This window comes from Actinomycetospora cinnamomea (assembly GCF_003096675.1).
GTDB classification, from domain to species: Bacteria; Actinomycetota; Actinomycetes; order Mycobacteriales; family Pseudonocardiaceae; genus Actinomycetospora; species Actinomycetospora cinnamomea.
The window spans coordinates 856,060-879,141 of record NZ_QEKW01000001.1 but is presented as its reverse complement, the minus strand read 5'-3'; the positions used below and the strand labels follow the sequence as shown (position 1 = coordinate 879,141).

The 23,082-nt window shown below is 75.1% G+C and carries 18 protein-coding genes; 7 read left to right on the top strand and 11 right to left on the bottom strand.

Annotation, left to right across the window (positions count from 1 at the left end):
* Positions 1-4: 4 nt before the first annotated feature.
* A complete protein-coding gene (locus C8D89_RS30930) occupies positions 5-2,986 on the bottom strand; it encodes a protein kinase domain-containing protein (RefSeq protein WP_341477301.1) in 2,982 nt (993 codons plus the stop codon).
* 287 nt (positions 2,987-3,273) lie between these two features.
* On the opposite strand from C8D89_RS30930, the gene C8D89_RS04120 reads away from it, so the two are divergent.
* Positions 3,274-4,494 (top strand): amidohydrolase, encoded by a 1,221-nt coding sequence (locus C8D89_RS04120; protein WP_243417822.1) that lies wholly within the window; start codon positions 3,274-3,276, stop codon positions 4,492-4,494.
* Positions 4,495-4,644: 150 nt separating this feature from the next.
* Positions 4,645-7,437 (top strand): Tex family protein, encoded by a 2,793-nt coding sequence (locus C8D89_RS04115; protein ID WP_243417858.1) that lies wholly within the window; start codon positions 4,645-4,647, stop codon positions 7,435-7,437.
* A 58-nt stretch (positions 7,438-7,495) separates the two neighbouring features.
* On the opposite strand, the gene C8D89_RS04110 is transcribed toward C8D89_RS04115, so the two are convergent.
* Positions 7,496-7,966 (bottom strand): gamma-glutamylcyclotransferase family protein, encoded by a 471-nt coding sequence (locus tag C8D89_RS04110; RefSeq protein ID WP_116706703.1) that lies wholly within the window; start codon positions 7,964-7,966, stop codon positions 7,496-7,498.
* Between the two features lie 132 nt (positions 7,967-8,098).
* On the opposite strand from C8D89_RS04110, the gene C8D89_RS04105 reads away from it, so the two are divergent.
* Entirely contained in the window at positions 8,099-9,496 is a 1,398-nt protein-coding gene (locus C8D89_RS04105; protein WP_116706702.1) for an NAD(P)H-quinone dehydrogenase, read from the top strand.
* 13 nt (positions 9,497-9,509) lie between these two features.
* On the opposite strand, the gene C8D89_RS04100 is transcribed toward C8D89_RS04105, so the two are convergent.
* Entirely contained in the window at positions 9,510-10,235 is a 726-nt protein-coding gene (locus C8D89_RS04100) for an alpha/beta fold hydrolase (protein WP_116706701.1), read from the bottom strand.
* A 128-nt stretch (positions 10,236-10,363) separates the two neighbouring features.
* Here C8D89_RS04100 and C8D89_RS04095 point away from each other — a divergent pair, with 128 nt between their 5' ends.
* Positions 10,364-11,077: a GntR family transcriptional regulator gene (locus C8D89_RS04095; RefSeq protein WP_116706700.1), complete on the top strand. Its 714-nt coding sequence runs from the start codon at positions 10,364-10,366 to the stop codon at positions 11,075-11,077.
* Here C8D89_RS04095 and glpK read toward each other — a convergent pair.
* Both glpK and C8D89_RS04085 read right to left on the bottom strand, forming a co-directional pair.
* Positions 11,074-12,576 carry a glycerol kinase GlpK gene (gene glpK / locus C8D89_RS04090; RefSeq protein ID WP_116706699.1) on the bottom strand — a complete coding sequence of 501 codons (1,503 nt, stop codon included), beginning with the start codon at positions 12,574-12,576 and terminating at the stop codon, positions 11,074-11,076. The genes C8D89_RS04095 and glpK overlap by 4 nt on opposite strands.
* A gap of 70 nt (positions 12,577-12,646) precedes the next feature.
* Entirely contained in the window at positions 12,647-13,369 is a 723-nt protein-coding gene (locus tag C8D89_RS04085; RefSeq protein ID WP_116706698.1) for an MIP/aquaporin family protein, read from the bottom strand.
* Positions 13,370-13,713: 344 nt separating this feature from the next.
* Here C8D89_RS04085 and C8D89_RS04080 point away from each other — a divergent pair, with 344 nt between their 5' ends.
* The gene (locus tag C8D89_RS04080; RefSeq protein ID WP_116706943.1) at positions 13,714-15,453 is read left to right on the top strand and encodes a glycerol-3-phosphate dehydrogenase/oxidase; all 1,740 of its coding nucleotides are present in this window, start codon (positions 13,714-13,716) and stop codon (positions 15,451-15,453) included.
* Positions 15,454-15,677: 224 nt separating this feature from the next.
* Positions 15,678-16,151, top strand: a complete 474-nt coding sequence (locus tag C8D89_RS04075; RefSeq protein WP_116706697.1) for an anthrone oxygenase family protein — start codon at positions 15,678-15,680, stop codon at positions 16,149-16,151.
* Between the two features lie 11 nt (positions 16,152-16,162).
* On the opposite strand, the gene C8D89_RS04070 is transcribed toward C8D89_RS04075, so the two are convergent.
* From C8D89_RS04070 to C8D89_RS04060, 3 genes are all read right to left on the bottom strand, one after another.
* The gene (locus C8D89_RS04070; protein WP_116706696.1) at positions 16,163-17,668 is read right to left on the bottom strand and encodes an MDR family MFS transporter; all 1,506 of its coding nucleotides are present in this window, start codon (positions 17,666-17,668) and stop codon (positions 16,163-16,165) included.
* A gap of 184 nt (positions 17,669-17,852) precedes the next feature.
* Entirely contained in the window at positions 17,853-18,290 is a 438-nt protein-coding gene (locus C8D89_RS04065) for a DUF1707 SHOCT-like domain-containing protein (RefSeq protein WP_116706695.1), read from the bottom strand.
* Positions 18,291-18,309: 19 nt separating this feature from the next.
* Complete coding sequence (locus C8D89_RS04060; RefSeq protein ID WP_116706694.1) at positions 18,310-20,115, bottom strand: acetyl/propionyl/methylcrotonyl-CoA carboxylase subunit alpha; 1,806 nt, start codon at positions 20,113-20,115, stop codon at positions 18,310-18,312.
* A gap of 208 nt (positions 20,116-20,323) precedes the next feature.
* Here C8D89_RS04060 and C8D89_RS04055 point away from each other — a divergent pair, with 208 nt between their 5' ends.
* Positions 20,324-21,046 carry a hypothetical protein gene (locus tag C8D89_RS04055; RefSeq protein ID WP_133251810.1) on the top strand — a complete coding sequence of 241 codons (723 nt, stop codon included), beginning with the start codon at positions 20,324-20,326 and terminating at the stop codon, positions 21,044-21,046.
* A 46-nt stretch (positions 21,047-21,092) separates the two neighbouring features.
* Here C8D89_RS04055 and C8D89_RS04050 read toward each other — a convergent pair whose 3' ends face one another.
* From C8D89_RS04050 to C8D89_RS04040, 3 genes are read right to left on the bottom strand one after another with little or no spacing between them, the layout of a single operon-like run.
* The gene (locus tag C8D89_RS04050; RefSeq protein WP_207787010.1) at positions 21,093-21,758 is read right to left on the bottom strand and encodes a Maf family protein; all 666 of its coding nucleotides are present in this window, start codon (positions 21,756-21,758) and stop codon (positions 21,093-21,095) included.
* A gap of 11 nt (positions 21,759-21,769) precedes the next feature.
* The gene (locus C8D89_RS04045) at positions 21,770-22,573 is read right to left on the bottom strand and encodes an SAM-dependent methyltransferase (RefSeq protein WP_207787009.1); all 804 of its coding nucleotides are present in this window, start codon (positions 22,571-22,573) and stop codon (positions 21,770-21,772) included.
* 21 nt (positions 22,574-22,594) lie between these two features.
* Positions 22,595-23,065 (bottom strand): nuclear transport factor 2 family protein, encoded by a 471-nt coding sequence (locus C8D89_RS04040; RefSeq protein WP_116706691.1) that lies wholly within the window; start codon positions 23,063-23,065, stop codon positions 22,595-22,597.
* Positions 23,066-23,082 lie beyond the last annotated feature (17 nt).

Here is a 23,082-nt window from a genome sequence, read left to right as displayed (position 1 = left end):
CAGCCTAGGCGGGCGGGGCGGCGAAGCTGTCGGCGACGGCGCGGAACTGCTCGGGGGCGCCGGCGACGTCGCTGCTGCGCGCCGTCAGCCGCACGACCCACAGGTCGTTGCCCGACGGCACCAGCCGCGTCCACGTGGTGCGGTCGTCGGCCGGGCCGGACGTGGTGCGGTAGACGGTCTGCTGCGCCGGCTCCGCGCCCGGGGCGGCCGGCCCGACCACCTCGACCGGGCCGACCGCGCTCGCGTCCACACCCAGGCTCGCGGGCCGGGAGAGCAGCGCGACGTAGTCGGCCGCGCGCTGGGACGGGTAGAAGCCGGTGACGCGGTCGACGCGCAGCTCGCGGTGCGCGTCCGGCGACACGAACCGCACCGTGACGTCCCCGCCGGCCTGTTCGAGACGGAACTGCTGCCACCCCGCGGGCACAAGCGCGCTGAAGCCCAGCCCCGTGCCGCTGTAGCGCTCGTCGGTGTCCGCGTGCGCGATCAGCACCGTGTCGGCGACCTCCGGGCCCGTCGGCGCCAGCGACGTCGACGTCGCCGGCTGGCCGGCCAGCGAGCGGGTGAGCGCGTAGGCCCCGACCGCCCCGATCGTGGCCATGAGCACCAGCAGCGCGACGACGGCGACCACCACCCACGGCGAGCGCCGCGGCGGGCTCGCGGGACGCGACGACGGCGTGAAGGGCAGCGGACCGGGGTCGGCCGCCAACGGCTGGCCGCTACCGGTCGGGGACCCGATCGTCGCGGGGCGGGGCGGAGGTGGACGCCACCCCGGCGCCGGCGCGCCCCGCGGCGGTGTCCAACGCGGCGGCGTCGGCGGTCCCGCGGTGCGGGGACGCGGGGCGGGCGGGCGGCGCACGGCGCGCGTCACGTCCTCCGACGGCACCCGCGGGCCGACCATCGTCGTCTCGGCGTCGGTCGGGGCCGGAACCCGCCTGTCGCGAGCCGCCGGGCGTGCGGGGGCCGGACGGCCCTTCGTCGCGCGGCCGGGCTCGGAGGCGGACTCGGCGGCGGGCTCGGCGGCGGGCTCGGCGGCGGGCTCCGCGGAAGGCTCGTCGGTGGGCTTCTCGGTGGGCTCGCCGGGCCTCTCCGCAGCTCCCTCCGGAGCCTTCGCGGCGGGCTCCTCGGGTGCCCCCTCTCCGGTGTCCTCGGCCGGACCCCCCGGCGCGTCCTCACGGGCCGCACCCGAGCCGCCCGGCTCCTCGGCGTCCTGCGCGGGGGCGGGAGCCTTCTCCGGTGCCTCGTCCGAGGTCGCTTCCGACGTCGCCTCCGAGGGCTCCTCCGACGGTGGGTCCGGCACCGCGTCGGCGTCGGCGTCGGCGTCGGCCGCGCGCGGGGTGCCGGGATCAGCCGGGTCTCCGTCAGGGGTCTCGGCGGACGTCCCCCTGGCGGGCTCCGGGGTCCCGGCCGGGGTCTCGTCGCCGGTCTCGGCCGCGCTCGCGGGCCCGTCCCCGGCCTCCCCGGTGTCCTCGGCCGTTCCCGAGGCCCCCGAGGCCTCCGAAACCTCCGACGCCTCGTCCGCCGTCGCCGGTTCCGCGTCGTCCGCCCCGGCCTCGTCCTCGGCCGGCGACGGGCCCGCCGGGGACCCCGTGCCCCCGTCGTCGGCCGCCGCTCCGGAGTCCTCGGCCGGGGCGGCGTCCTCGTCCTCGTCGCCCGGCGTCTCGGGAGCGGTCGCCTCCGCCGCGGCCGCCTCCGCCGCGGCCGCCTCCGCCGCGGCCGCCTCCGCCGCGGCCGCCTCCGCCGCGGGCGGCTCCGCCGCGGCCGCATCGGCCGCGTCACCCGGCGCGTCCCCGTCACCCGCCGCGGCTGCGGCTCCGGCGGCCGCGCCCGCCCCGACGGCGGCCGCCGCGGGCCCGGAGGCACCGTTCTCCGCGTCGGCGACCGGTGTCTCCCCGCTGCTCGGCGCGTCGGACCCGGAGCGGGGGGTGGGCGAGGGACGGCGCGCGGGCCAGGGCCGCGGGGACGCGGCGGTCGACGGCGGCTCGTCGGAACCGGCGGGGTCGCCGACGGAGGCGGCGCCGTCGACCAGCGTTCCCGCCGGGCCGCGCGAGGACGAGACCGGGATCAGGCCCGCCTGGTCGCTGCCCTCGCCGGTCCGCGGCACGCGGAAGGCGGCCGTGCGCGGGCCGGTCGAGACGGCGAGCACCGGGCCCTCCGGGTCGGAGAGCAGGGGACGCAGCCGCCGGCGCACCGCCTCGAGCGGCATCCGCAGCGCCGGGTCCTTGACCATGAGCCCGCGGATGACGTCGGTCACGGGGCCCCGCCCGGACGGCACCGGCACCTCGCCGTGGACGACCTCGGTCACCGTGCCGACCGGGTCGCCCGCGTCGTAGGGCGGGCGCCCCTCGAGGCAGGCGAACAGCGTCGCGCCGAGGCCCCACAGGTCGGCCGCGGGGCCGACCGCGCGGCCCATCGCCACCTCGGGCGCGATGTAGGGCGGCGACCCGAGCACGGTGCCGGTCTGGGTCATCGACTGCTCGGCGGCGTTGCGGGCGATGCCGAAGTCGGTGAGCTTGATCTGCCCGTTCTCGCCGATGAGGACGTTGCCGGGCTTCACGTCGCGGTGCGTGATGCCCGCGCGGTGCGCCGTGGCGAGGGCCGACGCGACCGCCGACCCGATCTCCGCCGCCTCGGGTTGGGTGAGCGTGCCGCGGTCGCCGATGTAGCTCGCGAGGCTGCGCGAGGGCAGCAGCTCCATGACCACGTAGGGCTCGGAGTTGACCTCGACGACGTCGTAGAGGGTGACGACGTTGGGGTGGCTGAGCATCGCCGTCGACCGGGCCTCGCGCAGCGTCCGCTCGCGCACGATCGCCCGCTCGTTGACCGGCACCGACGAGAGCCGCACCTCCTTGACCGCCACGGCGCGGTGCAGGACCTCGTCGTAGGCCGCCCACACGGTGCCCATGGCGCCGCGGCCGAGCTCGTGCTCGAGGCGGTAGCGCCCGACGATCCGGCGCGGGCCGGGCGCGTCGGTGGTCGTGGGGGTCACCCGACCATCATGGCAACGTCGACCGTTGAGCGGACCGCCCCCGGGGTACCCCCGGATCCAGGCCCTGCGACGGACGGGGGGCGACTGCCGAGTAGCGGTGAGTCGTGCCGGTGACCTGCGCCGATCGCCCGTTCGGCGGTCCGGTCGTCCGGGTGGTGTGCCGCACACAGCGTGGTCGCGACCCCTCGGCGCGAGGGTCCGCGGATCGCCCGCAACCGCCGTCCGGCGCAGGCATGCTGGGCCGGACAGTCGGACCCGCGACGGGCCCGGCACAGGAGGTGTGTTCGATGACTCTGGCGGAGCCCCGCCCCGCGTCGGCCCCCGTGGCCGACCTCGGCGCCGGCCAGGGCCCGGAGTGGATCGACCGCTGGCTCGCCGACCACACCGGCGACCTGGTCGCCTGGCGCCGCGCGATCCACGCGCGCCCGGAGCTGGCGCGCCACGAGCACGAGACGACGCGACGCTGCGCCGAGACGCTCGCCGCCGCCGGGCTGCGGCCCCGGCTCCTCCCCGGCACCGGCCTCGTCTGCGACGTCGGCGAGGGGCCCCGCACCGTCGCGTTGCGCGCCGACATGGACGCGCTGCCGCTCACCGAGCAGACCGACGCCCCGTACGCCTCGCGGGTGCCCGGTGTCGCGCACATGTGCGGCCACGACGCGCACACCGCGATGCTCCTCGGCGCCGGCCTGACGATGGCGTCGGCGCCGGAGCTGCCGGGGCGGGTGCGCCTGATCTTCCAGCCCGCCGAGGAGGTCCAGCCCGGTGGCGCGCTCGACGTCATCGGCGCGGACGGCCTCGACGGCGTCGACCGCATCTTCGCCCTGCACTGCGACCCACGTCTCGAGGTCGGCCAGGTCGGCACGCGCACCGGCGCGATCACGTCCGCGTGCGACATGCTCGAGCTGCGCCTCACCTCGCCGGGCGGGCACACCTCGCGCCCCCACCTCACCGCCGACCTCGTGCACGCGCTGGGCACCGTGATCACCGGGCTGCCCGACCTGCTGGGCCGCCGCGTCGACCCGCGCTCGGGCACGGTGCTGGTGTGGGGCACGGTGCAGGCCGGCAACGCGGCCAACGCGGTGCCCCAGCAGGGCGTCCTCGCCGGCACCCTGCGCACCGCCCAGCACGCGACCTGGAACGAGCTCGAGCCGCTGGTGCGCTCGCTCGTCACCGCCCTGCTCGCACCCACCGGCGTCGGGTACGTGCTCGAGCACCGCCGCGGCGTCCCGCCGGTGGTGAACGACGCGGTGTCGTCCGACCTGCTCGCCCTGGCCGCCGAGCGTGCCGCGGGCCCCGGCGCGGCGGTGGGCACCGAGCAGTCCAGCGGCGGCGAGGACTTCGGCTGGTACCTCGAGCACGTGCCCGGCGCCATGGGCCGCCTCGGCGTGTGGTCGGGCGTGGGCGAGATGTCCGACATCCACCAGCCCACCTTCGACCTCGACGAGCGGGCCCTCCCGATCGGCGTGCGGACCCTCGTCCACGCCGCCCTGGCCGCCCTGGCGGGTTGACGGGCTGATCCTCGTCGCACGCCGTCGGTCCTGTCGGGCACGATGGCCCCCGTGAGCGATGCGACGGCGACCGCCACCGACGTGCCCGCGCCCGGCCCCGACGGCGTCCCGGACGCCCCCGAGCGAACGGAGCACGCCGAGCGGGACGTCCTGCCGCCGGTCACGCGCCGCATCGCCGACGAGCTCGCCGTGGGCGAGGCCCGGGTGCGCGCGGCGGTCGAGCTGCTCGACGGCGGCGCGACGGTCCCGTTCGTCGCCCGCTACCGCAAGGAGGCCACGGGCGGGCTCGACGACGCGCAGCTGCGCACGCTCGAGGAGCGCCTGACCTATCTGCGCGAGCTCGAGGAGCGCCGGGCCGCGGTGCTCGAGTCGGTGCGCGCCCAGGGCAAGCTCGACGAGGCCCTCGAGGCCCGGATCCTCGGCGCGGAGACCAAGAGCCGGCTCGAGGACGTCTACCTGCCGTTCAAGCCCAAGCGGCGCACCAAGGCGGCGATCGCCCGCGAGGCCGGGCTCGAGCCGCTGGCCGACGCCCTGCTGAGCGACCCCACCCACATCCCGCGCACCGCGGCGGGCGCCTACGTCGACCCGGACCGCGGCGTGCCCGACCGCGACGCCGCCCTCGAGGGCGCCCGCGCGATCCTCGTCGAGCGCTGGGCCGAGGACGCCGACCTCATCGAGGACCTGCGCGAGCAGATGTGGCGCCGTGGCCGGCTCACCGCCACCTACCGGGAGGGGCGCGGGGGCGAGGGTGACACCGCGGCGGCCAAGTTCTCCGACTACGCGGCGTTCGACGAGAAGTTCACGCGCCTGCCCTCGCACCGCATCCTCGCGGTGCTGCGCGGGGAGGCCGAGGAGGTCCTGGCCCTCACGCTCGACCCGCTGGCCGCCGACGACGACGAGTCCGCGATCGGCGAGGTCTACCTCGCGCGCATCGCCGCCGCCGTGGGCGTCGCCGACCGCGGGCGTCCCGCCGACCGCTGGCTCACCGAGGCCGTGCGCTGGGCGTGGCGCACGCGCATCCTGTCGCGCCTGGTGGTCGACCTGCGGGTGCGGCTGCGCGAGGTCGCCGAGGAGGGCGCGGTCCTGGTGTTCGCCGGCAACCTGCGCGACCTCCTGCTCGCCGCCCCGGCCGGCGCCCGCCCCACCATGGGTCTGGACCCGGGCCTGCGCACCGGGGTGAAGGTGGCCGTGGTCGACGGCACCGGCAAGGTCGTCGCCACCGACACGATCCACCCGCACGTCCCGCGCCGGCAGTGGGAGGCCTCGCGCACCCGGCTCGGCGAGCTGGCGCGCGAGCACGGCGTCGAGCTGGTCGCCATCGGCAACGGCACGGCCTCGCGGGAGACCCACGCCCTGGTCCGCGACCTCATCGCCCGGGAGCCCGAGCTCGGGCTCACCGCGGCGGTGGTCTCGGAGGCGGGCGCGTCGGTGTACTCCGCGTCGGAGCAGGCCTCGGCCGAGCTGCCCGACCTCGACGTGTCGCTGCGCGGCGCGGTGTCGATCGCCCGGCGCCTGCAGGACCCGCTGGCCGAGCTCGTGAAGATCGACCCGAAGTCGATCGGCGTCGGTCAGTACCAGCACGACATCGCCGGCACCGCCCTGTCCCGCTCCCTCGATGCCGTCGTCGAGGACTGCGTGAACGCGGTCGGCGTCGACGTGAACACCGCCTCGGCGCCGCTGCTGCGCCGGGTGTCGGGCATCAGCTCGGGGCTCGCCACCACCATCGTCGGCTACCGCGACGAGCACGGCCCGTTCGCGTCGCGCACGGCGCTGCGCGACGTGCCCCGCCTCGGCGCCAAGGCGTTCGAGCAGAGCGCGGGCTTCCTGCGCATCCCCGACGCGGCCGACCCGCTCGACCGCTCGGCGGTGCACCCCGAGTCGTACCCCGTGGTGCACCGCATCGTCGAGGCGACCGGCACCGACGTGGAAGGGCTCGTCGGCAACACCCCGTTGCTGGAGAGGCTCGACCCGGACGCCTTCACCGACGAGCGCGTCGGGCGCCCCACGGTGATCGACATCATCCACGAGCTCGACAAGCCGGGCCGCGACCCGCGCCCCGAGTTCACCACCGCCGAGTTCGCGGAGGGCGTCGAACAGATCACCGACCTGACGCCGGGCATGGTCCTCGAGGGCCAGGTCACCAACGTCGCCGCCTTCGGCGCGTTCGTCGACGTCGGGGTGCACCAGGACGGCCTCGTGCACATCTCGGCGATGTCCAAGGACTTCGTGTCCGACCCCCGCTCGGTGGTCGGCCCCGGCGACGTCGTGCGTGTCCGTGTGCTCGACGTGGACGTCGAGCGCAAGCGCATCTCGCTGACGCTGCGGATCGACGAGGAGGAGCCGGCCGAGGCCGGCGGCGGGCGCCCGGGCGGCGGTCGAGGTGGTCGGGGTCGAGGTGGTCGCGGGCGCGGCGGCCGAGCAGCCGAGACGCCCGCCGAGGGCGCGCCGGCCGCGGGTGACGCGGCACCCACCGGGGGTGGCGGCGAGCGCCGGGGTGGCCGGGGTCGTGGCGGACGCGGTCGGGGCGGCGGCCGTCCGGAGACCCGGCCGGCGGCGGCCGCGGGTGGCCCGGAGCAGGGCGGCCCGGAGCAGAGCCGCCCGCAGCAGGGTGGCACGGAGCAGGGTGGCCCGGAGCAGAGTCGCCCGCAGCAGGGTGGCACGGAGCAGGGTGGGCAGGCCCCGGGCGAGCGGACCGGACGCGAGCGCGGCGAGCGCGGGGGCAGGGGCCAGGGCGGCCCGCGCGGTGGTCAGGGCCGTCAGCAGGGCGGTCCCGGGCAGCGCGGTGGCGGCCAGGGTGGCCAGGGTGGCCAGGGCGGTCGCGGTCAGGGTGGTCAGCGCGGCGGCCAGGGCGGCCGCGACCAGCGGGGCGGGCGTGACCGTCGTCCGGCTCCCACCAACGGCGCGATGGCCGACGCCCTGCGCCGGGCCGGGTACAGCGGCTGACGCGGACCTCGGTGACGGATCCCGCGCTCGGCGCGGACTCCGTCACGAGGTCACCGCCCTACAGGTCGGAGCTGGGCCCCGGTCCCACGGAGCGGCAGGGGCGCTCGCGCAGCGCGCGGACGTAGTCGTCGGGAGCGCCCGCGGCCTCGGCGGCGTCGGAGAGCACGCCGATGTAGCGCGCGGACGGCAGCCCGCCCTCGTAGGCGTCGAGCACGTACACCCACGCGAGCTGCGGCCCGTCCATGGTCTGGATGCGCAGGCGCAGCTTCTTGTGCATGCCGAGCTCGCCGCCCTCCCAGCGGTCGAGCTGGTCGACGTCGAGCGGGCTGACGTCGTAGAGCACGACGAACACCCGCGACTCGGGGTCCTCCACGACGGTGGACAGGGCGCCCTCGAGGCCGTAGTCCTCACCGCCGAAGGTCAGACGCCACCCCTCGAGCCAGCCCGTCCCCGCCATCGGCGAGTGGGGCGCCCGTTGCATCATCTGCGCGGGGTCCATGTTGGATCCGTACGCGGCGTAGAGCGGCACGGCGGACAGGGTAGCCAGTTCGGGTAGGCGTGGGCCCGGACCCGGTCCGCGGGACCGTGGAACACGATCGGTGCGCGTGCGTCATCCCCGTGGTGGACGATGGAGGGTGACGAACAGGAGGGAACCACCACCATGACCCGCATCGTCATCCTCGGGGGAGGACCGGCCGGGTACGAGGCGGCGCTCGTGGCCGCCCAGCACGGGGCGGACGTCACCGTCGTCGAGCAGGACAGCCTCGGCGGCAACTGCGTGGCCTACGACTGCGTGCCCTCCAAGACCTTCATCGCGTCGGCGGGCGTGCGCGCCGGGTTCCGGCGCACCGCGGAGATGGGCGTCGACGTCGACGATCCCCGCGTCGACCTGCCGCGGGTCAACGGCCGCGTGCACGGGCTGGCGCTGGCCCAGTCGGCCGACGTGCGGTCCAAGCTGCAGGCCGAGGGCGTGCGGGTCGTGCAGGGACGCGCCTGCTTCGAGGAACGCGACCGCCACAGCGCCACCCACGACGTCCGGATCACGTACCCCGACGGGGCCACCGAGACGGTCACCGCCGACGTGGCCCTCATCGCCACCGGCGCCTCGCCGCGCGTGCTGCCCGACGCGCAGCCCGACGGCCGGCGCATCCTGACGTGGCGCCAGATCTACGACCTCGACACGCTGCCCGAACGCCTCGTCGTGGTCGGCTCCGGCGTCACCGGCGCCGAGTTCGTCTCCGCGTACGCCGAGCTCGGCGTGCCCGTGACGTTGATCTCCAGCCGCGACCGCGTCCTGCCCCACGAGGACCCGGACGCGGCCGCGACGCTGGAGGAGGTCTTCACCGAGCGCGGCGTCACCATCGAGCCCCGCTCCCGTGCCGACAAGGTCGTGGCCACCGCCGACGGCGTGCGCGTCACGCTGTCCGACGGCCGCGAGGTCGAGGGCTCGCACGCGCTGATGACGGTGGGCTCGGTGCCCAACACGGGCGAGCTCGGCGCCGAGAACATCGGGCTCACGCTGCGCGAGACCGGCCACATCACCGTCGACCGGGTCTCGCGCACCGATGTCCCGGGCGTCTACGCGGCCGGCGACTGCACCGGGCTGCTCCCGCTGGCCTCGGTCGCGGCGATGCAGGGCCGGATCGCGATGTGGCACGCGCTGGGGGAGGGCGTGGCGCCGCTGCGGCTCAAGACCGTGGCGTCGGCGGTGTTCACCCGACCCGAGGTCGCCACGGTGGGCATCAGCCATGCGCAGGTCGAGTCGGGCGAGTTCTCCGCCCGCGAGGTGATCCTCCCGCTGGGGACCAACCCGCGGGCGAAGATGTCGGGGCTCCGCGAGGGCTTCGTGAAGATCTTCTGTCGGCCGGCGACCGGTGTCGTCATCGGCGGCGTGATCGTCGCCCCCGTGGCCAGCGAGCTGATCCTCCCGCTGGCCATGGCCGTGCAGAACAACCTCACGGTGGACGACCTCGCCCACACGTTCTCGATCTACCCCTCCCTGTCGGGGTCGGTGACCGAGGCGGGCCGGCGCCTCATGCAGCACGACGACCTGGACTAGGGCCGGGCCGTGCTCACCGCGCCGTCGCGTCGGCCGCCTCGAGGATGAGGTCGGCGACCGCGCCGGGCTGCGAGACGGTCACGCCGTGGGACGCGTCGACCTCGACGAGGTGGGCCCCCGCACGCTCGGACATGAAGCGCACGGCCTCGGCGGGGACCGCGAGGTCCTGCCGGGCGAGCAGGCTCCACGACTCGATCGACCTCCACGCCGACGCTGTGGCCGGGTCGGCGAGGGCGTGCTGGGCGATCGGGCGCTGGATCACGGCCAGTCGCGCGGCCACGTCGGGCGTGACATCGCCGATGAAGATCTCGTTGAACTGGTCCTGCTCGACGTAGAGGTCCGTCGCGGTCCCGCCGTCGGGGAGGGGGTACGGGACGGCCTTCAACGCCGTGCCGAGCTGGTTGCCGGGGAACTTGTTCGCCAGCTCTCCCGTGCTCTCGCCGACCTCCGGGAGGAAGCTCGCGATATAGACGAGCGCGGTGACGTTCGGGTTGCCCTCGGCGGCAACGGTCATGACGGTCCCGCCGTAGGAGTGCCCGGCGACGACGATCGGGCCGTCGATGCTCTCGAGGACGCTGCGCACGTAGGCGGCGTCGCCCTGCAGCCCGCGCAGCGGGTTGGCGGCGGCGATCACGGTGTGGCCCGCGCGGGTGAGCGGCGCGATGACGTCGTTCCAGCTCGACGAGTCGGCGAAGGCGCCGTGGACGAGGACGACGGTCTGCTTCCCGGTGTCGCTCATGTTCATCCCTCTCTCCGCGGGCGACTCGCCCGACCGATGCGCTCCGGTTCGGAGCATGCAATATATTGCACTCTGCATGGTGTAGGGTCAAGGGCGTCCACCGCGGGAACAGGCGAGAGGAGCACGCAGTGCCGGTGCCTACCGACGGCCCGACGGTCGACCGCACGCTGCTGCGCGACGACGTCTACGAGCGGCTGTGCGACGCGATCGTCGACGGCACGTTCGCGCCGGGCGAGCAGCTCAGGGACGCCGAGCTGGCGGCGTGGCTCGGTGTGAGCCGCACGCCGGTGCGGGAGGCGGTCCTGCGGCTCGCGCAGGCAGGACTCGTCGTGGCGCAGCCGGGCCGCTCGACCAGCGTCAGCGCTCTCGACCTGCAGGCCGTCCGGGACGCCGCCGCCGTCGTCGCCGCGATGCACCAGCTCGCCGTCCGCGACGCGGTGCCGGCCCTCACGGAGGCGCACCTGCGCGAGATGCGGGAGGCGAACGACCGGTTCGCGGCGGCGATCGAGGCCCGCGACCTCCGCGCCGCGCTCCGGGCCGACGCCGAGCTCCACCGGATCCCCGTCGTCGTCGCGGGGAACCGCGCGGTCGTGACCGTGCTCGACCAGTTCACGCCCGTGCTGCGGCGCGCGGTGCGGCTACGCTTCGCGTCCCCCGAGGCGCAGGAGTCCCTCCGACGCCACGACGAGCTCATCCGGCGGTGCGCCGGCGGCGACGTGGACGGCGCGGCCGCGATCGCGCTGCACACGTGGCACAGCCTCACGCCCGGCGAGCCAGGGCACCCCGACGCAGCGGACCAGGCCCGCGGAGGCGGCGGCGCCCCCACGGGCCAGGTCGGTTAGGCCCAGTCGAAGGTGCGCGTGACGGCCTTCTTCCACTGCGCGTAGGTCTCGTCGCGCAGGCTCTCCTCCATCTGCGGCGTCCAGACCTTGTCCTGGGCCCAGTTGTCGCGGATGTCCTGCTCAGAGTTCCAGTAGCCGACGGCCAGGCCCGCCGCGTAGGCGGCCCCGAGGGCGGTGGTCTCCGAGACCTTCGGGCGGATGACCTCGACCCCGAGCAGGTCGGCCTGGAACTGCATGAGCAGGTCGTTGCCGACCATCCCGCCGTCGACCTTGAGCGTCGTCAGCGGGACGCCCGAGTCGGCGTTCATGGCGTCGATGACCTCACGCGTCTGGAACGCCGTCGCCTCGAGCACCGCCCGCGCGAGGTGGCCCTTGTTGACGTAGCGGGTGAGGCCGACGATCGCCCCTCGGGCGTCGGAGCGCCAGTGCGGCGCGAACAGGCCGGAGAACGCCGGCACGAAGTACGCGCCGCCGTTGTCGTCGACGGAGCGTGCGAGCTCCTCGATCTCGGGGGCCGAGGCGATCATCCCGAGGTTGTCGCGCAGCCACTGCACCAGCGAGCCGGTGACCGCGATCGAACCCTCGAGGCAGTACACCTGCGCCGCGTCGCCGATCTTGTAGCCGACCGTGGTGATGAGACCGTTCTTCGACTCGACCTTCTCGGTGCCGGTGTTGAGCAGCACGAAGTTGCCGGTGCCGTAGGTGTTCTTCGCCTGGCCGACCTCCAGGCACGCCTGGCCGAAGGTCGCGGCCTGCTGGTCGCCGAGGATGCCGGCGACGGGGACGTCGCGGAACGTGCCGCGGGCGCGGATCTTGGCGTACTCCTCGGACGACGACCGGATCTCCGGCAGCATCGCCATCGGCACCCCGATCTCCTCGCAGAGCTCGGGGTCCCACTCGAGGGTGTCGATGTTCATCAGCAGGGTGCGCGAGGCGTTGGTCGGGTCGGTGACGTGCAGCCCGCCCTCGGTGCCGCCGGTCGCGTTCCACAGCACCCAGGTGTCCATCGTCCCGAACGCCAGCTCGCCCCGCTCGGCCCGCTCGCGCGCACCCTCGACGTTGTCGAGGATCCAGCGCGCCTTCGGACCCGCGAAGTAGGTGGCCAACGGCAGGCCGGTCCGCCCGCGGTAGCGCTCGGCGCCGCCGCCGAGGGCGCCGAGCTCGTCGCAGATCGCCTGGGTGCGGGTGTCCTGCCAGACGATCGCGTTGTGGATGGGCTCGCCGGTGGCCTTGTCCCAGATGACCGTGGTCTCGCGCTGGTTGGTGATGCCCACCGCCGCGATCTGGTCCGCGTTGAGGTCGGCGCGCGCGAGGGCTCCGCCGCACACCTGGCGGGTGTTGCCCCAGATCTCCGCGGCGTCGTGCTCGACCCACCCGGCCTTCGGGAAGATCTGCTGGTGCTCGAGCTGGTCGACCGCGACGACCTGCCCGGAGTGGTCGAAGATCATGCACCGCGTCGAGGTGGTGCCCTGGTCGATCGCGGCGACGTACTGGGTCATGCGGGGACGCTCCTCGCGGGACGGGGTGGGACGGGACGGACGGTGTCGTCGCGCGCCGGCGACGAGGGGGTCACGGCGCGGCGACCGGGGCGCCGGCGGCGACCAGGGCGGCGAGGGCGGCGCCGATGAGCGGGCCGACGACCGGGACCCAGGAGTAGCCCCAGTCGGGGGAGCCCTTGCCGCGGATCGGCAGGATCGCGTAGGCGATGCGCGGACCGAGGTCGCGGGCGGGGTTGATGGCGTACCCCGTGGGGCCGCCCAGCACCTGCCCGATGCCGACGACGACCGCCGCCGCGGCGGCGTAGATCGCGGGGCTGTCGCCGTAGGGCGCCACCAGGAGGAACAGGACCAGCGCGAAGGTCGCGATGATCTCGGTGACCATGTTCCACCCGTAGCGCTTGATCGGCGGGTTGGTGGAGAAGATGTTCAGCGTGCCGCTGTTGTCCTCGTTGGCGTCGAACTGCAGTTTGTAGGCCAGCCACGCCAGCACCGCGCCCACGAACGCCCCGGCGAACTGGCCGATGAGGTACCACGGCACCTGCGACCACGGCGTCGCGCCCGACAGGGCCGCGCCGATCGTGACCGCGGGGTTGATGTTGCCGCCCGAGGCGTCGGCGATGCTGGCGCCGGCGAACACGCCCAGGCCCCAGCCGAAGGTGATCAGCACCCACGACGCCGTGTCCCCGTCGGAGTTGGTGCGTGGCAGCAGGACCGTGGCCACGACACCGCAACCGAACAGGAGCAGCACGGCGGTGCCGAGGAACTCCGAGAAGATGATGCTCCACGCGCTCACGAGGACTCCCGTCGACGATGACCCGGCCCCTGCGACGCGTCCGCCCGCGGGCCGCGGTGATCCGGAACGGACGTGATCGGGCAGGACGGTAGTGGCGTGCCTCACGGCGTGTCCACGCTCTGCGGGTGGATCCGGGCGTGGCGGGTCGCCCACCGGTCGATCGGTCACCGCGGGGAGCGCAATCGCTTGCGCCGCGTGATCGGGTGCGGGCTGGTGCCGGGGGTTAGCGTGGTGACGGACACGTGAGAGAGGGGTCGGACGTGGGTGCTGGACGAGGCGGCGACGGCAACACCGGCGACGGCGCGGCGCGTCCGGACGCCGGGACACAGGCCGAGGCGGAGGCGCTGGACGCGGCCGCCGAGCCGTCGCGTCTCGGGCCGGCCTCGCGGGCGCGGGCGTGGGACCGGCTGGCCTCCGAGCAGTTCGACGTCGTCGTGGTGGGCGGCGGCGTGGTCGGCACCGGGGCGGCGCTGGACGCGGCGACCCGAGGGCTCAAGGTGGCCCTGGTCGAGGCGCGCGACCTGGCGTCGGGGACGTCGAGCCGCTCGTCGAAGCTGTTCCACGGCGGGCTGCGCTACCTCGAGCAGCTCGACTTCGGGCTGGTGCGCGAGGCGCTTCGCGAGCGCGAACTCAACATGACGCGCCTCGCACCGCACCTGATCAAGCCGGTCAGCTTCCTCTACCCGCTCACCGCGCACTGGGAGCGCCCGTACGTCACCGCCGGCGTGACGCTCTACGACACGATGGGCGGCAAGAGCTCGCTCCCCCACCAGAAGCAGCTCACCCGCTCCGGCGCGCTGCGCATGGCGCCGGCGCTCAAGCGCAGCGCCCTGGTCGGCGCGATCCGCTACTACGACGCCCAGGCCGACGACGCCCGGCACACGATGATGGTGGGGCGCACGGCCGCCCAGTACGGGGCCGTGGTCCGCACCTCCACCCAGGTCGTCGACTTCCTCCACGAGGTCGACCGGGTGGCCGGCGTGCGCGTGCGCGATGTGGAGACGGGTCGGGAGACCGACGTCCGCGCGTCGGTGGTCGTCAACTGCACCGGGGTCTGGACCGACCAGATGCAGCACGCGGCCGGCACCCGCGGACGGTTCCGCGTGAAGGCGTCGAAGGGCGTCCACTTCCTCGTCGCCCGCGACAAGATCCCGTCCGACACCGGCATGATCCTGCGGACCGAGAAGTCGGTGCTGTTCGTCATCCCGTGGCGCAACCACTGGATCGTGGGCACCACCGACACCGACTGGAACCTCGACCTGGCCCACCCCGCGGCCACCCGCCAGGACCTCGACTACCTGCTCGAGCACATCAACCGCGTGCTCGTCACGCCGCTGACCCACGACGACATCGAGGGCGTGTACGCGGGCCTGCGCCCGCTGCTGGCCGGCGAGAGCGAGGAGACCTCGAAGCTCTCCCGCGAGCACGCCGTGTCGCGCGTGATGCCCGGGCTCGTCGCGATCGCGGGCGGCAAGTACACGACCTACCGCGTGATGGCCGCCGACGCGATCGACGCGGCGGCCGAGGACATCCCCACGCGGGTCGCGCCGTCGGTCACCGACCGCGTGCCGCTCGTCGGCGCCGACGGGTACTACGCGCTGGTCAACCAGGCCGAGCAGCTCGGCCTGCGCCACGGCCTGCACCCGCACCGCGTGCGCCACCTGCTCGACCGCTACGGCTCCCTGCTGCACGGCCTGCTGGCCATGGGCGACCGTGCCAACGGGGGGGACCCCTCGCTGCTCGAGCCGGTGGAGGCCGCCCCGGACTACCTGCGGGCGGAGATCGCCTACGCGGTGGCCTACGAGGGCGCGCTGCACCTCGACGACGTGCTGGCACGCCGCACCCGCATCTCCATCGAGTACGCCCACCGCGGCGTCGACTCGGCCGCGGCGGTCGGCGCACAGATGGCCGAGCTGCTGGGCTGGACCGACGAGCAGCGCGAGTACGAGGTGCGCTCCTACATCGAGCGCGTCCAGGCCGAGCGGGACTCGCAGTCGGTCGACACCGACGTCGAGGCCGACAAGCGCCGCCTCGCCGCGCCCGACCCCCGCGCCCCGCGCCTGGCGGCCCTCGGCACGGGCTGACCCGCGGCAGGGTGCAGCGAGGGACGCCCTCGCTGCGTGGGACGCAGCCAGGGTGACCCTCGCTCCGTAGGAGGGGTGGCGCGTCGGGGCAGCGAGGGACGCCCTCGCTGCGTCAGGCGCAGCCAGGGTGACCCTCGCTCCGCAGGGCGAGCCTCGGACGGGCGGGCAGGGACGCCGGACGTCCGGCACTGGTCGCGGGCCCAGCCGGGCGCTGCGCTGGACCCATGACGGTCCTGGTCCCCGCGGTGGTGCTGGTGGCGGGCGCGCTCTCCGCCCTCCTGGCGGGTCTCTACCTCGCGTTCTCTCTGACGATCATGCCGGCGCTGGCCCGCATGCCCGACCGGGTGCTGGTCACCGTCATGCAGGCGGTCAACCGCGTCATCCTGCGGCCGGCCTTCCTGCTGTTGTTCCTCGGCGCCCCGCTGACCGCGGTGGCGGCCGTGGTGCTGCTGCTCGTGCACGGAGCGCCCGCGACCTCCGTGGTGCTCGCAGGTGTCGGCGGTGTGCTCCAGGTGGCGTCGCTGGTGATGACGGTCGTGGTGCACGTGCCCCGCAACGAAGCCCTCGACCGCGCGGACCCGGACGACGCCGACGACGTCGTCCGGGCCCGCGAGGCCTTCGAGCGCCCGTGGACCCGGGCTCACCGGGTACGAGCGACGATCACGACCATGGGCGCGCTGGCCCTGCTGGCGGCGTGAGGTCCCGCGGGTCAGTGACCGGCGACCGGCGTGGAGGAGGGGACCTCGCCGGCCGGCTCGGCCTGGTCGGCCTCGGGACCGCTCCCGCCGCCCGGGGCGTCGCCGGCGGGCCGGCGCCGCATCATGAAGGCGACGCCGACCGCGATCACCCCGATGACCCCGGCGACCATGAACGCCAGCCGCAGGCCCGCGGCGTCGGGCGTGCCGCCCGCCGCGGCCGACCCGATCGCGGCGACGGTGACGAACCCGGCCGTGCCGGCTGCCCCGGCCACCTGCTGCAGCGTGGCCATGATCGCGCTGCCGTGGGAGTACAGCCGCTCGGGCAGGACCGCGAGGCCCTCGGTGAGCAGCGGCGTCATCATCAGGCCGAGCGAGGCCATGAGCAGCACGTGGACGACGACCACCATCCACAGCGCCGCGGAAGCGCCGAGCGCGGCGAAGAGCCACATCGACACGGCCATGCCGATCGCGCCCGGGATGACCAGCGGGCGTGCGCCGACGCGGTCGAACACGCGGCCCACGGGACGGCCCATGAAGCCGAGGACCAGCCCGCCGGGCAGGACCGCGAGGCCGGTGGCCGCCGCGCTGACCCCCAACACGTTCTGCAGGTAGATCGGCAGCAGGATCGCGCCGGCGCCGAGCAGCGTCATGAACAGCAGCGCGGCGAGCACGACGGCCACGACGAAGGGGCGGTGACCGAACGGGCGCAGGTCGAGCAGCGCGGACTCGGAGCGCTGGAGCTGCAGCTGGCGCGCGATGAACACGGCCAGCGCGACCACGCCGACGACCAGGGCCGCCCACGGCGGGACGACGGCGTCGCCGCCGTGGCCCAGGGTGGAGAACCCGTAGACGATGCCGCCGAAGCCCAGGGCGGACAGCAGCACCGACAGCAGGTCGAGCGGGGAGCGACGCTTCTCGTCCGACAACCGGAACACGACGGAGCCGACCACCAGGGCCGCGATCGACAGCGGCAGGACGCTCCAGAACATCCACCGCCAGTCGAGCGAGGAGAGGATCAGGCCGCCGATCGTCGGGCCGATGGCGGGCGCCACGGCGATGACGATTGAGATCGTCCCCATGGTCGCCCCGCGCCGGTCGGCGGGGATCAGACGCATCACCGACGTCATGAGCAGCGGGATCATCACCGCGGTGCCCGAGGCCTGGACCACCCGGCCGGTGAGCAGCAGCGGGAAGCCCGGCGAGAGCGCGCAGACCAGCGTGCCCGCGCTGAACAGCGTCATCGCCGCGAGGAAGATCTGTCGCGGCGTGAAGCGGTCGAGCAGGAACCCCGTGGTCGGGATGACCACGCCCATCGTGAGCAGGAACCCGCTGGTCAGCCACTGCACGGTGGTGGCGCTGACCCCGAGGTCGCCCGTGAGGTGCGGCAGCGCCACGGACAGGATCGTCTCGTTCAGGATCATCACGAACGCCGACACGACGAGCATCGCGATGATCACCATGGGACGCGCCGACGACGTGTCCCCCCGGTCGGTTCCGGCAGTGCTCGGGGCGGTCATCGTTCTCCCTCACGGCGGCACCCGTGACCGTCACGGGGCGATCTCCAGAGCATCACACCGACCCCCGACAGGCGAGCGAGTTCCGCTCCGGGCGTACCACCGGTGTGGCCGGGCACGCGCCGTCGCGCACCCGGCCGGACCTGGGGCGCAGCGCGCGGGCCGGGCCGCCTATTCCCGTGATCGCTCAGGGCTGGTGACGATGTGAGATCCAGGCCACGCCCGCGATCACGACGGGCACGAGCACGAAGATCCACGGGAACCGGCCACCGCTGACGGCGAACAGCACCGCGGCGACCGCGGGCGTCAGCAGCGAGATCAGCCCGGCGTGCCGGGCGATCGCGGCACCGGAGGGGCCGACGAGCTCGGGGAGGTCGGGCGCGGCGGGCGGGCCGGCCGGCTCGGGACGCGCCGACGGCGAGGGCGCCGAGCGGACAGGGCTCGGGTAGACCGGGTGCGGCTCGGGCAGGTCGCGGAACAGCACGTCGAGCTCTGCCCGCGTGGTGGCCCGGGAGGCCGCGGCGCAGCGGTCGGCGTGCTCGCCGCGCTCGAGCCGCCCGTCGCGGCGGTGGGCGTCGAGGGCCTCCATGGCCAGCTCGCGCTCGTGCGCCCCCACGTCCGCCATGGGGCCCAGTATGCGCCGACTAGCCCGCGTCGGGGATCTCGCAGATCACCGCGCCCTGGTTCACGCTCGCGCCGGGCTCGAGGGTCAGGCCGGTGACCACGCCGTCCTTGTGGGCGGTCACGGGGTTCTCCATCTTCATGGCCTCGACGACCACGACGAGGTCGCCGGCGGAGACCGTGTCGCCCTCGGACACCGCGACCTTGACCACGGTGCCCTGCATCGGCGCGGTCACGGCGTCGCCCGAGACCTTGGCCCCGCCGCCGGAGCGCTTGCGCTTCTTCTTCGGTGCCGCGGGCCTCCCGCCGCCGCCCCCGCCCAGCACCAGGTCGCCGGGCAGCGAGACCTCGAGGCGCTTGCCGCCGACCTCGACGACGACGGTCTGGCGGGGCGCGACCTCCTCGTCGTCCTCCGCGGGCGCGGCCTCGTACGGCGCGATCTGGTTGTCGAACTCCGTCTCGATCCACCGGGTGTGCACCGTGAACGACTCGGCGCCGTCCGGGGCGGTGAAGGCGGGGTCGTCGAGGACGGCCCGGTGGAAGGGGACGACCGTCGGCAGGCCCTCGACGACGAGCTCGGCCAGCGCGCGCCGGGAGCGGGCCATCGCCTGCTCGCGGTCCTCGCCGGTGACGATGAGCTTGCCGACCATCGAGTCGAACTGCCCGCCGATCACCGTCCCGGTCTCGACGCCCGAGTCGACGCGCACGCCCGGGCCGTCCGGGGCCACGAAGCGGGTGACGGTGCCGGGCGCGGGCAGGAAACCGCGGCCGGCGTCCTCGCCGTTGATCCGGAATTCGATCGAGTGCCCGCGCGGTGCCGGGTCCTCGGAGAACCGCAGGTGCTGGCCCGCGGCGATGCGGAACTGCTCGAGCACGAGGTCGACGCCGCTGGTCTCCTCGGAGACGGGGTGCTCGACCTGCAGGCGGGTGTTGACCTCGAGGAACGAGATCGTCCCGTCCTCGCCGACGAGGAACTCCACGGTGCCGGCGCCGGAGTAGCCGGCCTCCAGGCAGATGTCGCGGGCGGAGGTGTGGATGCGCTTGCGCTGCTCGTCGGACAGGAACGGCGCCGGGGCCTCCTCGACGAGCTTCTGGTGGCGCCGCTGCAGCGAGCAGTCGCGGGTGCCGACGACGACGCAGTTGCCGTGCTGGTCGGCGAGCACCTGCGCCTCGACGTGGCGCGGCCGGTCGAGGTAGCGCTCGACGAACGACTCGCCGCGCCCGAACGCCGAGACGGCCTCGCGGACCGCGGCGTCGAACATCTCGGGGATCTCGTCGCGCTCGCGGGCGACCCGCATGCCGCGCCCGCCGCCGCCGAACGCCGCCTTGATGGCCACCGGCAGCCCGTGCTCGTCGGCGAAGGCGACGACCTCGTCGGCGTCGGCGACCGGGTCCTTCGTGCCCGGCACCAGGGGTGCCCCGGAGCGCTCGGCGATCTTGCGGGCCGTGACCTTGTCGCCCAGGTCGCGGATGGCCTGCGGCGACGGCCCGATCCAGATCAGCCCGGCGTCGATGACGGCCTGGGCGAAGTCGGCGTTCTCCGACAGGAACCCGTAACCGGGGTGCACGGCGTTCGCGCCGCTCTCCCGCGCCGCTTCCAGGATCTTCTCGATGTCGAGGTACGACTCGGCCGCCGTCTCCCCGCCGAGGCCGAACGCCTGGTCGGCGAGGCGCACGTGCGGGGCGTCTCGGTCGGGGTCGGCGTACACGGCCACGCTCGTCAGGCCGGCGTCGGCGCACGCGCGCACCACCCGCACCGCGATCTCGCCCCGGTTGGCGATCAGGACGGTGTGCAGCGGGTCGAACCCCGTCGGGGCGGACGCGGCCATGGATTGACCTCCTGGGGGATCCTCGCTGAACCGGGACGGTCGGGGCAGTGTAGGTGCGGCCGGACGGAGGTCCGGCGCGGTCACTCTCTCGTACTCGACCGTGGCCCGTCGCGGGCGGCGGCGTGGTCATGACCACACGCACGACGAGGAGCGCTCGAGGTCGCCCCGGTGCAGGCCCCACGGAGCCCGCGGCTACGGTCGGCGACCGATGCAGCCTTGGTGGTGGCGGTCGGTGGCCGCGTGCGCGTCCGTGCTGGTGCTCGCCGGCCTCGTCGCGGCGTTCGCCGGCGCTGTCGGGGCGGACCGGGCAGCCGACCGGGCGACCGCCGCCCCGCGGTCCGGGACCGCGGACGCCCCCGCGACGCCGGAGCCCGCCCCCGCCCCGGAGCCCGCTCCCGCCGAGGCACGCATCCCGGACGCGGTGTCGGCCACCTCGCTCGCGCTGCTGCCCGGCTGGCGGACCGTGCCGTCCCAGGACGTCGTCGAGGTGCCGCCGGGCCGCTTCGAGGGCGCGACGATCCTGCAGCGCGGCGCGGGCACGGTGGTGCTCGTGGGCCTCGCCGACCCGGCCCGGGTGTCGCCGCGCGCCGCGCCCGTGCCCGATCCGGCGCAGGACGGGGCGCTGGACGAGGCGCTGGACGCAGAGGCGCGGCGGCTGGCCGACGCTTACGCCGACCTGCTCGCGCCGGGCGCCGACACCGCCGCGCTGACCGACAACGCGGAGGCGATCGCGGAGCTGCCGACGCGCACCTCGGTGCGCGAGGTGGAGGGCGGCGGCCTCGACGGAGCCCTCGTGCGCGTCAGCACGCTGGCGGCGCCGGGGCGCACGGTCGCGGTGCTCGCCGTCGCACGGCCCGCCCCGGACATCGACGCCGAGGGTGACGCCGCCGACGCGCTGGTGCGCTCGCTGCGCCTCGAGCCCGCGCCCTGACGACTCCGGGCACCGGCGAGCTGGGCCCCCACGGGACGGGGTCGCCTCAGCGCGCGGCCGGTCCCGGGATCGCCGTCGGGACGGTCGCCGAGGCGGCCCACAGCGCGTCGACGCCGAGGCCGATCTCGGCGAGCAGCCGGCGGGTCAGGGGCAGGCTCAGGCCGACGACGTTCGACGGGTCGCCCTCGACGCCCTCGACGAACCAGCCACCCCGCCCGTCGAGCGTGAACGCGCCGGCGACGGCGAGCGGCTCGCCGCTGGCCAGGTAGGCCTCGAGCTCGTCGGGGGTGGGGGACGAGAAGGCGACGACGGTCCGGGCGTGCCCGGCGACCTCCTGCCCCGGCGCTCCACCGCTGACGCGGACGAGGGCGTGGCCGGTGAAGAGCTCGGCGGAGCTGTCGGACATCTGGTCCCACCGCCCGCGCGCCGCGTCCACCGAACCCGGTTTGCCCACCAGCTCGCCGTCGAGCAGCAGCATCGAGTCCGCCCCGATCACCACGCACTCCGGCTCCACCGCGGCGACGCGCGCGGCGACGGTGCGCGCCTTGGCCAGCGCGAGCGCCGTGACCGTGTCCACCGCCGTCGCGTCGGGGCCGAGCTCGGCGAGCAGCGCGTCCTCGTCGATCTCGGACACCTCGACCAGGGGTTCGACCCCGGCGCCCCGCAGGATCGCCAGGCGGGCGGGGGACGCGGACGCGAGCACCAGACGCACGATGGGGCACCCTACGTCGGGGTCGGCGTCCCGTCCGCGTGGCCGTCCTCGAGACGGCCCACACCCGCGAGGATCGACACGTGCGTCGGCCGCTCGAGGCCCCGCCAGCGGCAGACGTCGACGAGGCCCGGCTCGACCAGCTCGAAGCCGTCGAAGAGCGCCGCGATCTCGTCCCGCGTGCGCAGGTGCCCGCCGCGCGGGGTGCGCGCGTAGGCCGCGCGGAGCTCGGCGAGCTCGCCCTCGGAGAGCCCCTCGGAGCTGCCCGCCGAGATCACCAGGTAGGAGCCGCGGGCCATGCGGCGCCGGAAGTGCTCGACGATCCGGCGGGGCTCGTCGCCCGCGGAGAAGTGCAGGACCGCGACGAACAGCACCGCGACCGGGCGCTCCGGGTCGATCAGCCGCACCACGTCCGGGTGCGTGGTGATCGCCGCCGGGTCGTGCATGTCGGCCTCGACCACGGCGCGCGTGGGGTCCTCGGCGAGCAGGGCCCGCGCGTGCGCGAGCACCACGGGATCGTCATCGACGTACACCACGCGCGCGTCCGGGGCGGTGCGCCGGGCGACCTCGTGCACGGTCGGCGACGTGGGGATGCCGGTGCCCACGTCGACGAACTGCGTGATCCCGGCCGCGGCGAGGTGCTCGACGGCGCGCACGAGGAACGCCCGGTTGTTGCGGGCGAGCTGGCGCTGCTCGGGGTGGCTGGCGATGACCGCCTCAGCGGCCTCGCGGTCGGCGGCGAAGTTGTCCCGGCCCCCGAGGTAGTAGTCGTACATCCGCGCGGGGGAGGGCACGTCGCTGTCGAACCCGTCGGTCACCGTCGGCCCCCGTGCACGGCGTCACCGTAGTGAGGCCGGCCATTCTCGCGAGGTCACCGGCGACCGAGCGTCCTGGCCGGGCGGTGGGAAGTCCCCGTGCCGGTGCACGATGCGCCACTCGCCGTCCTCTCGCCGGTACACGTGCGTGACCCGGAGCGTGTAGGACACGGGCTCGCCGTCGACCACGAACGTCTTGTGCTCGAAGGCCACCGTGTAGGCCAGGTCGGCGTCGGCCCCGGCCGCGACGACCTGGAGCTCGTAGTCGCGCAGGTGCTTGTCCGCGACCCGCTCGGCGATCGCGCGGGAGGTCGCGTCGACCGCGTCCCAGCCCTGCCGCAGCGTGACGGCGGCACCGAACAGGGTCACCGGGTCGTGCCGCGACCACGTCGCCGTGCGCGCCCGCGCGTCACCACGGCAGAGCGCCTGCTCGGCGTCCCGCTGCCGCGGCAGCATCGTCGCGAGGAACTCCTCGACCTCGGTCGTCGCCGCCATCGTCCTCAACTCCGATA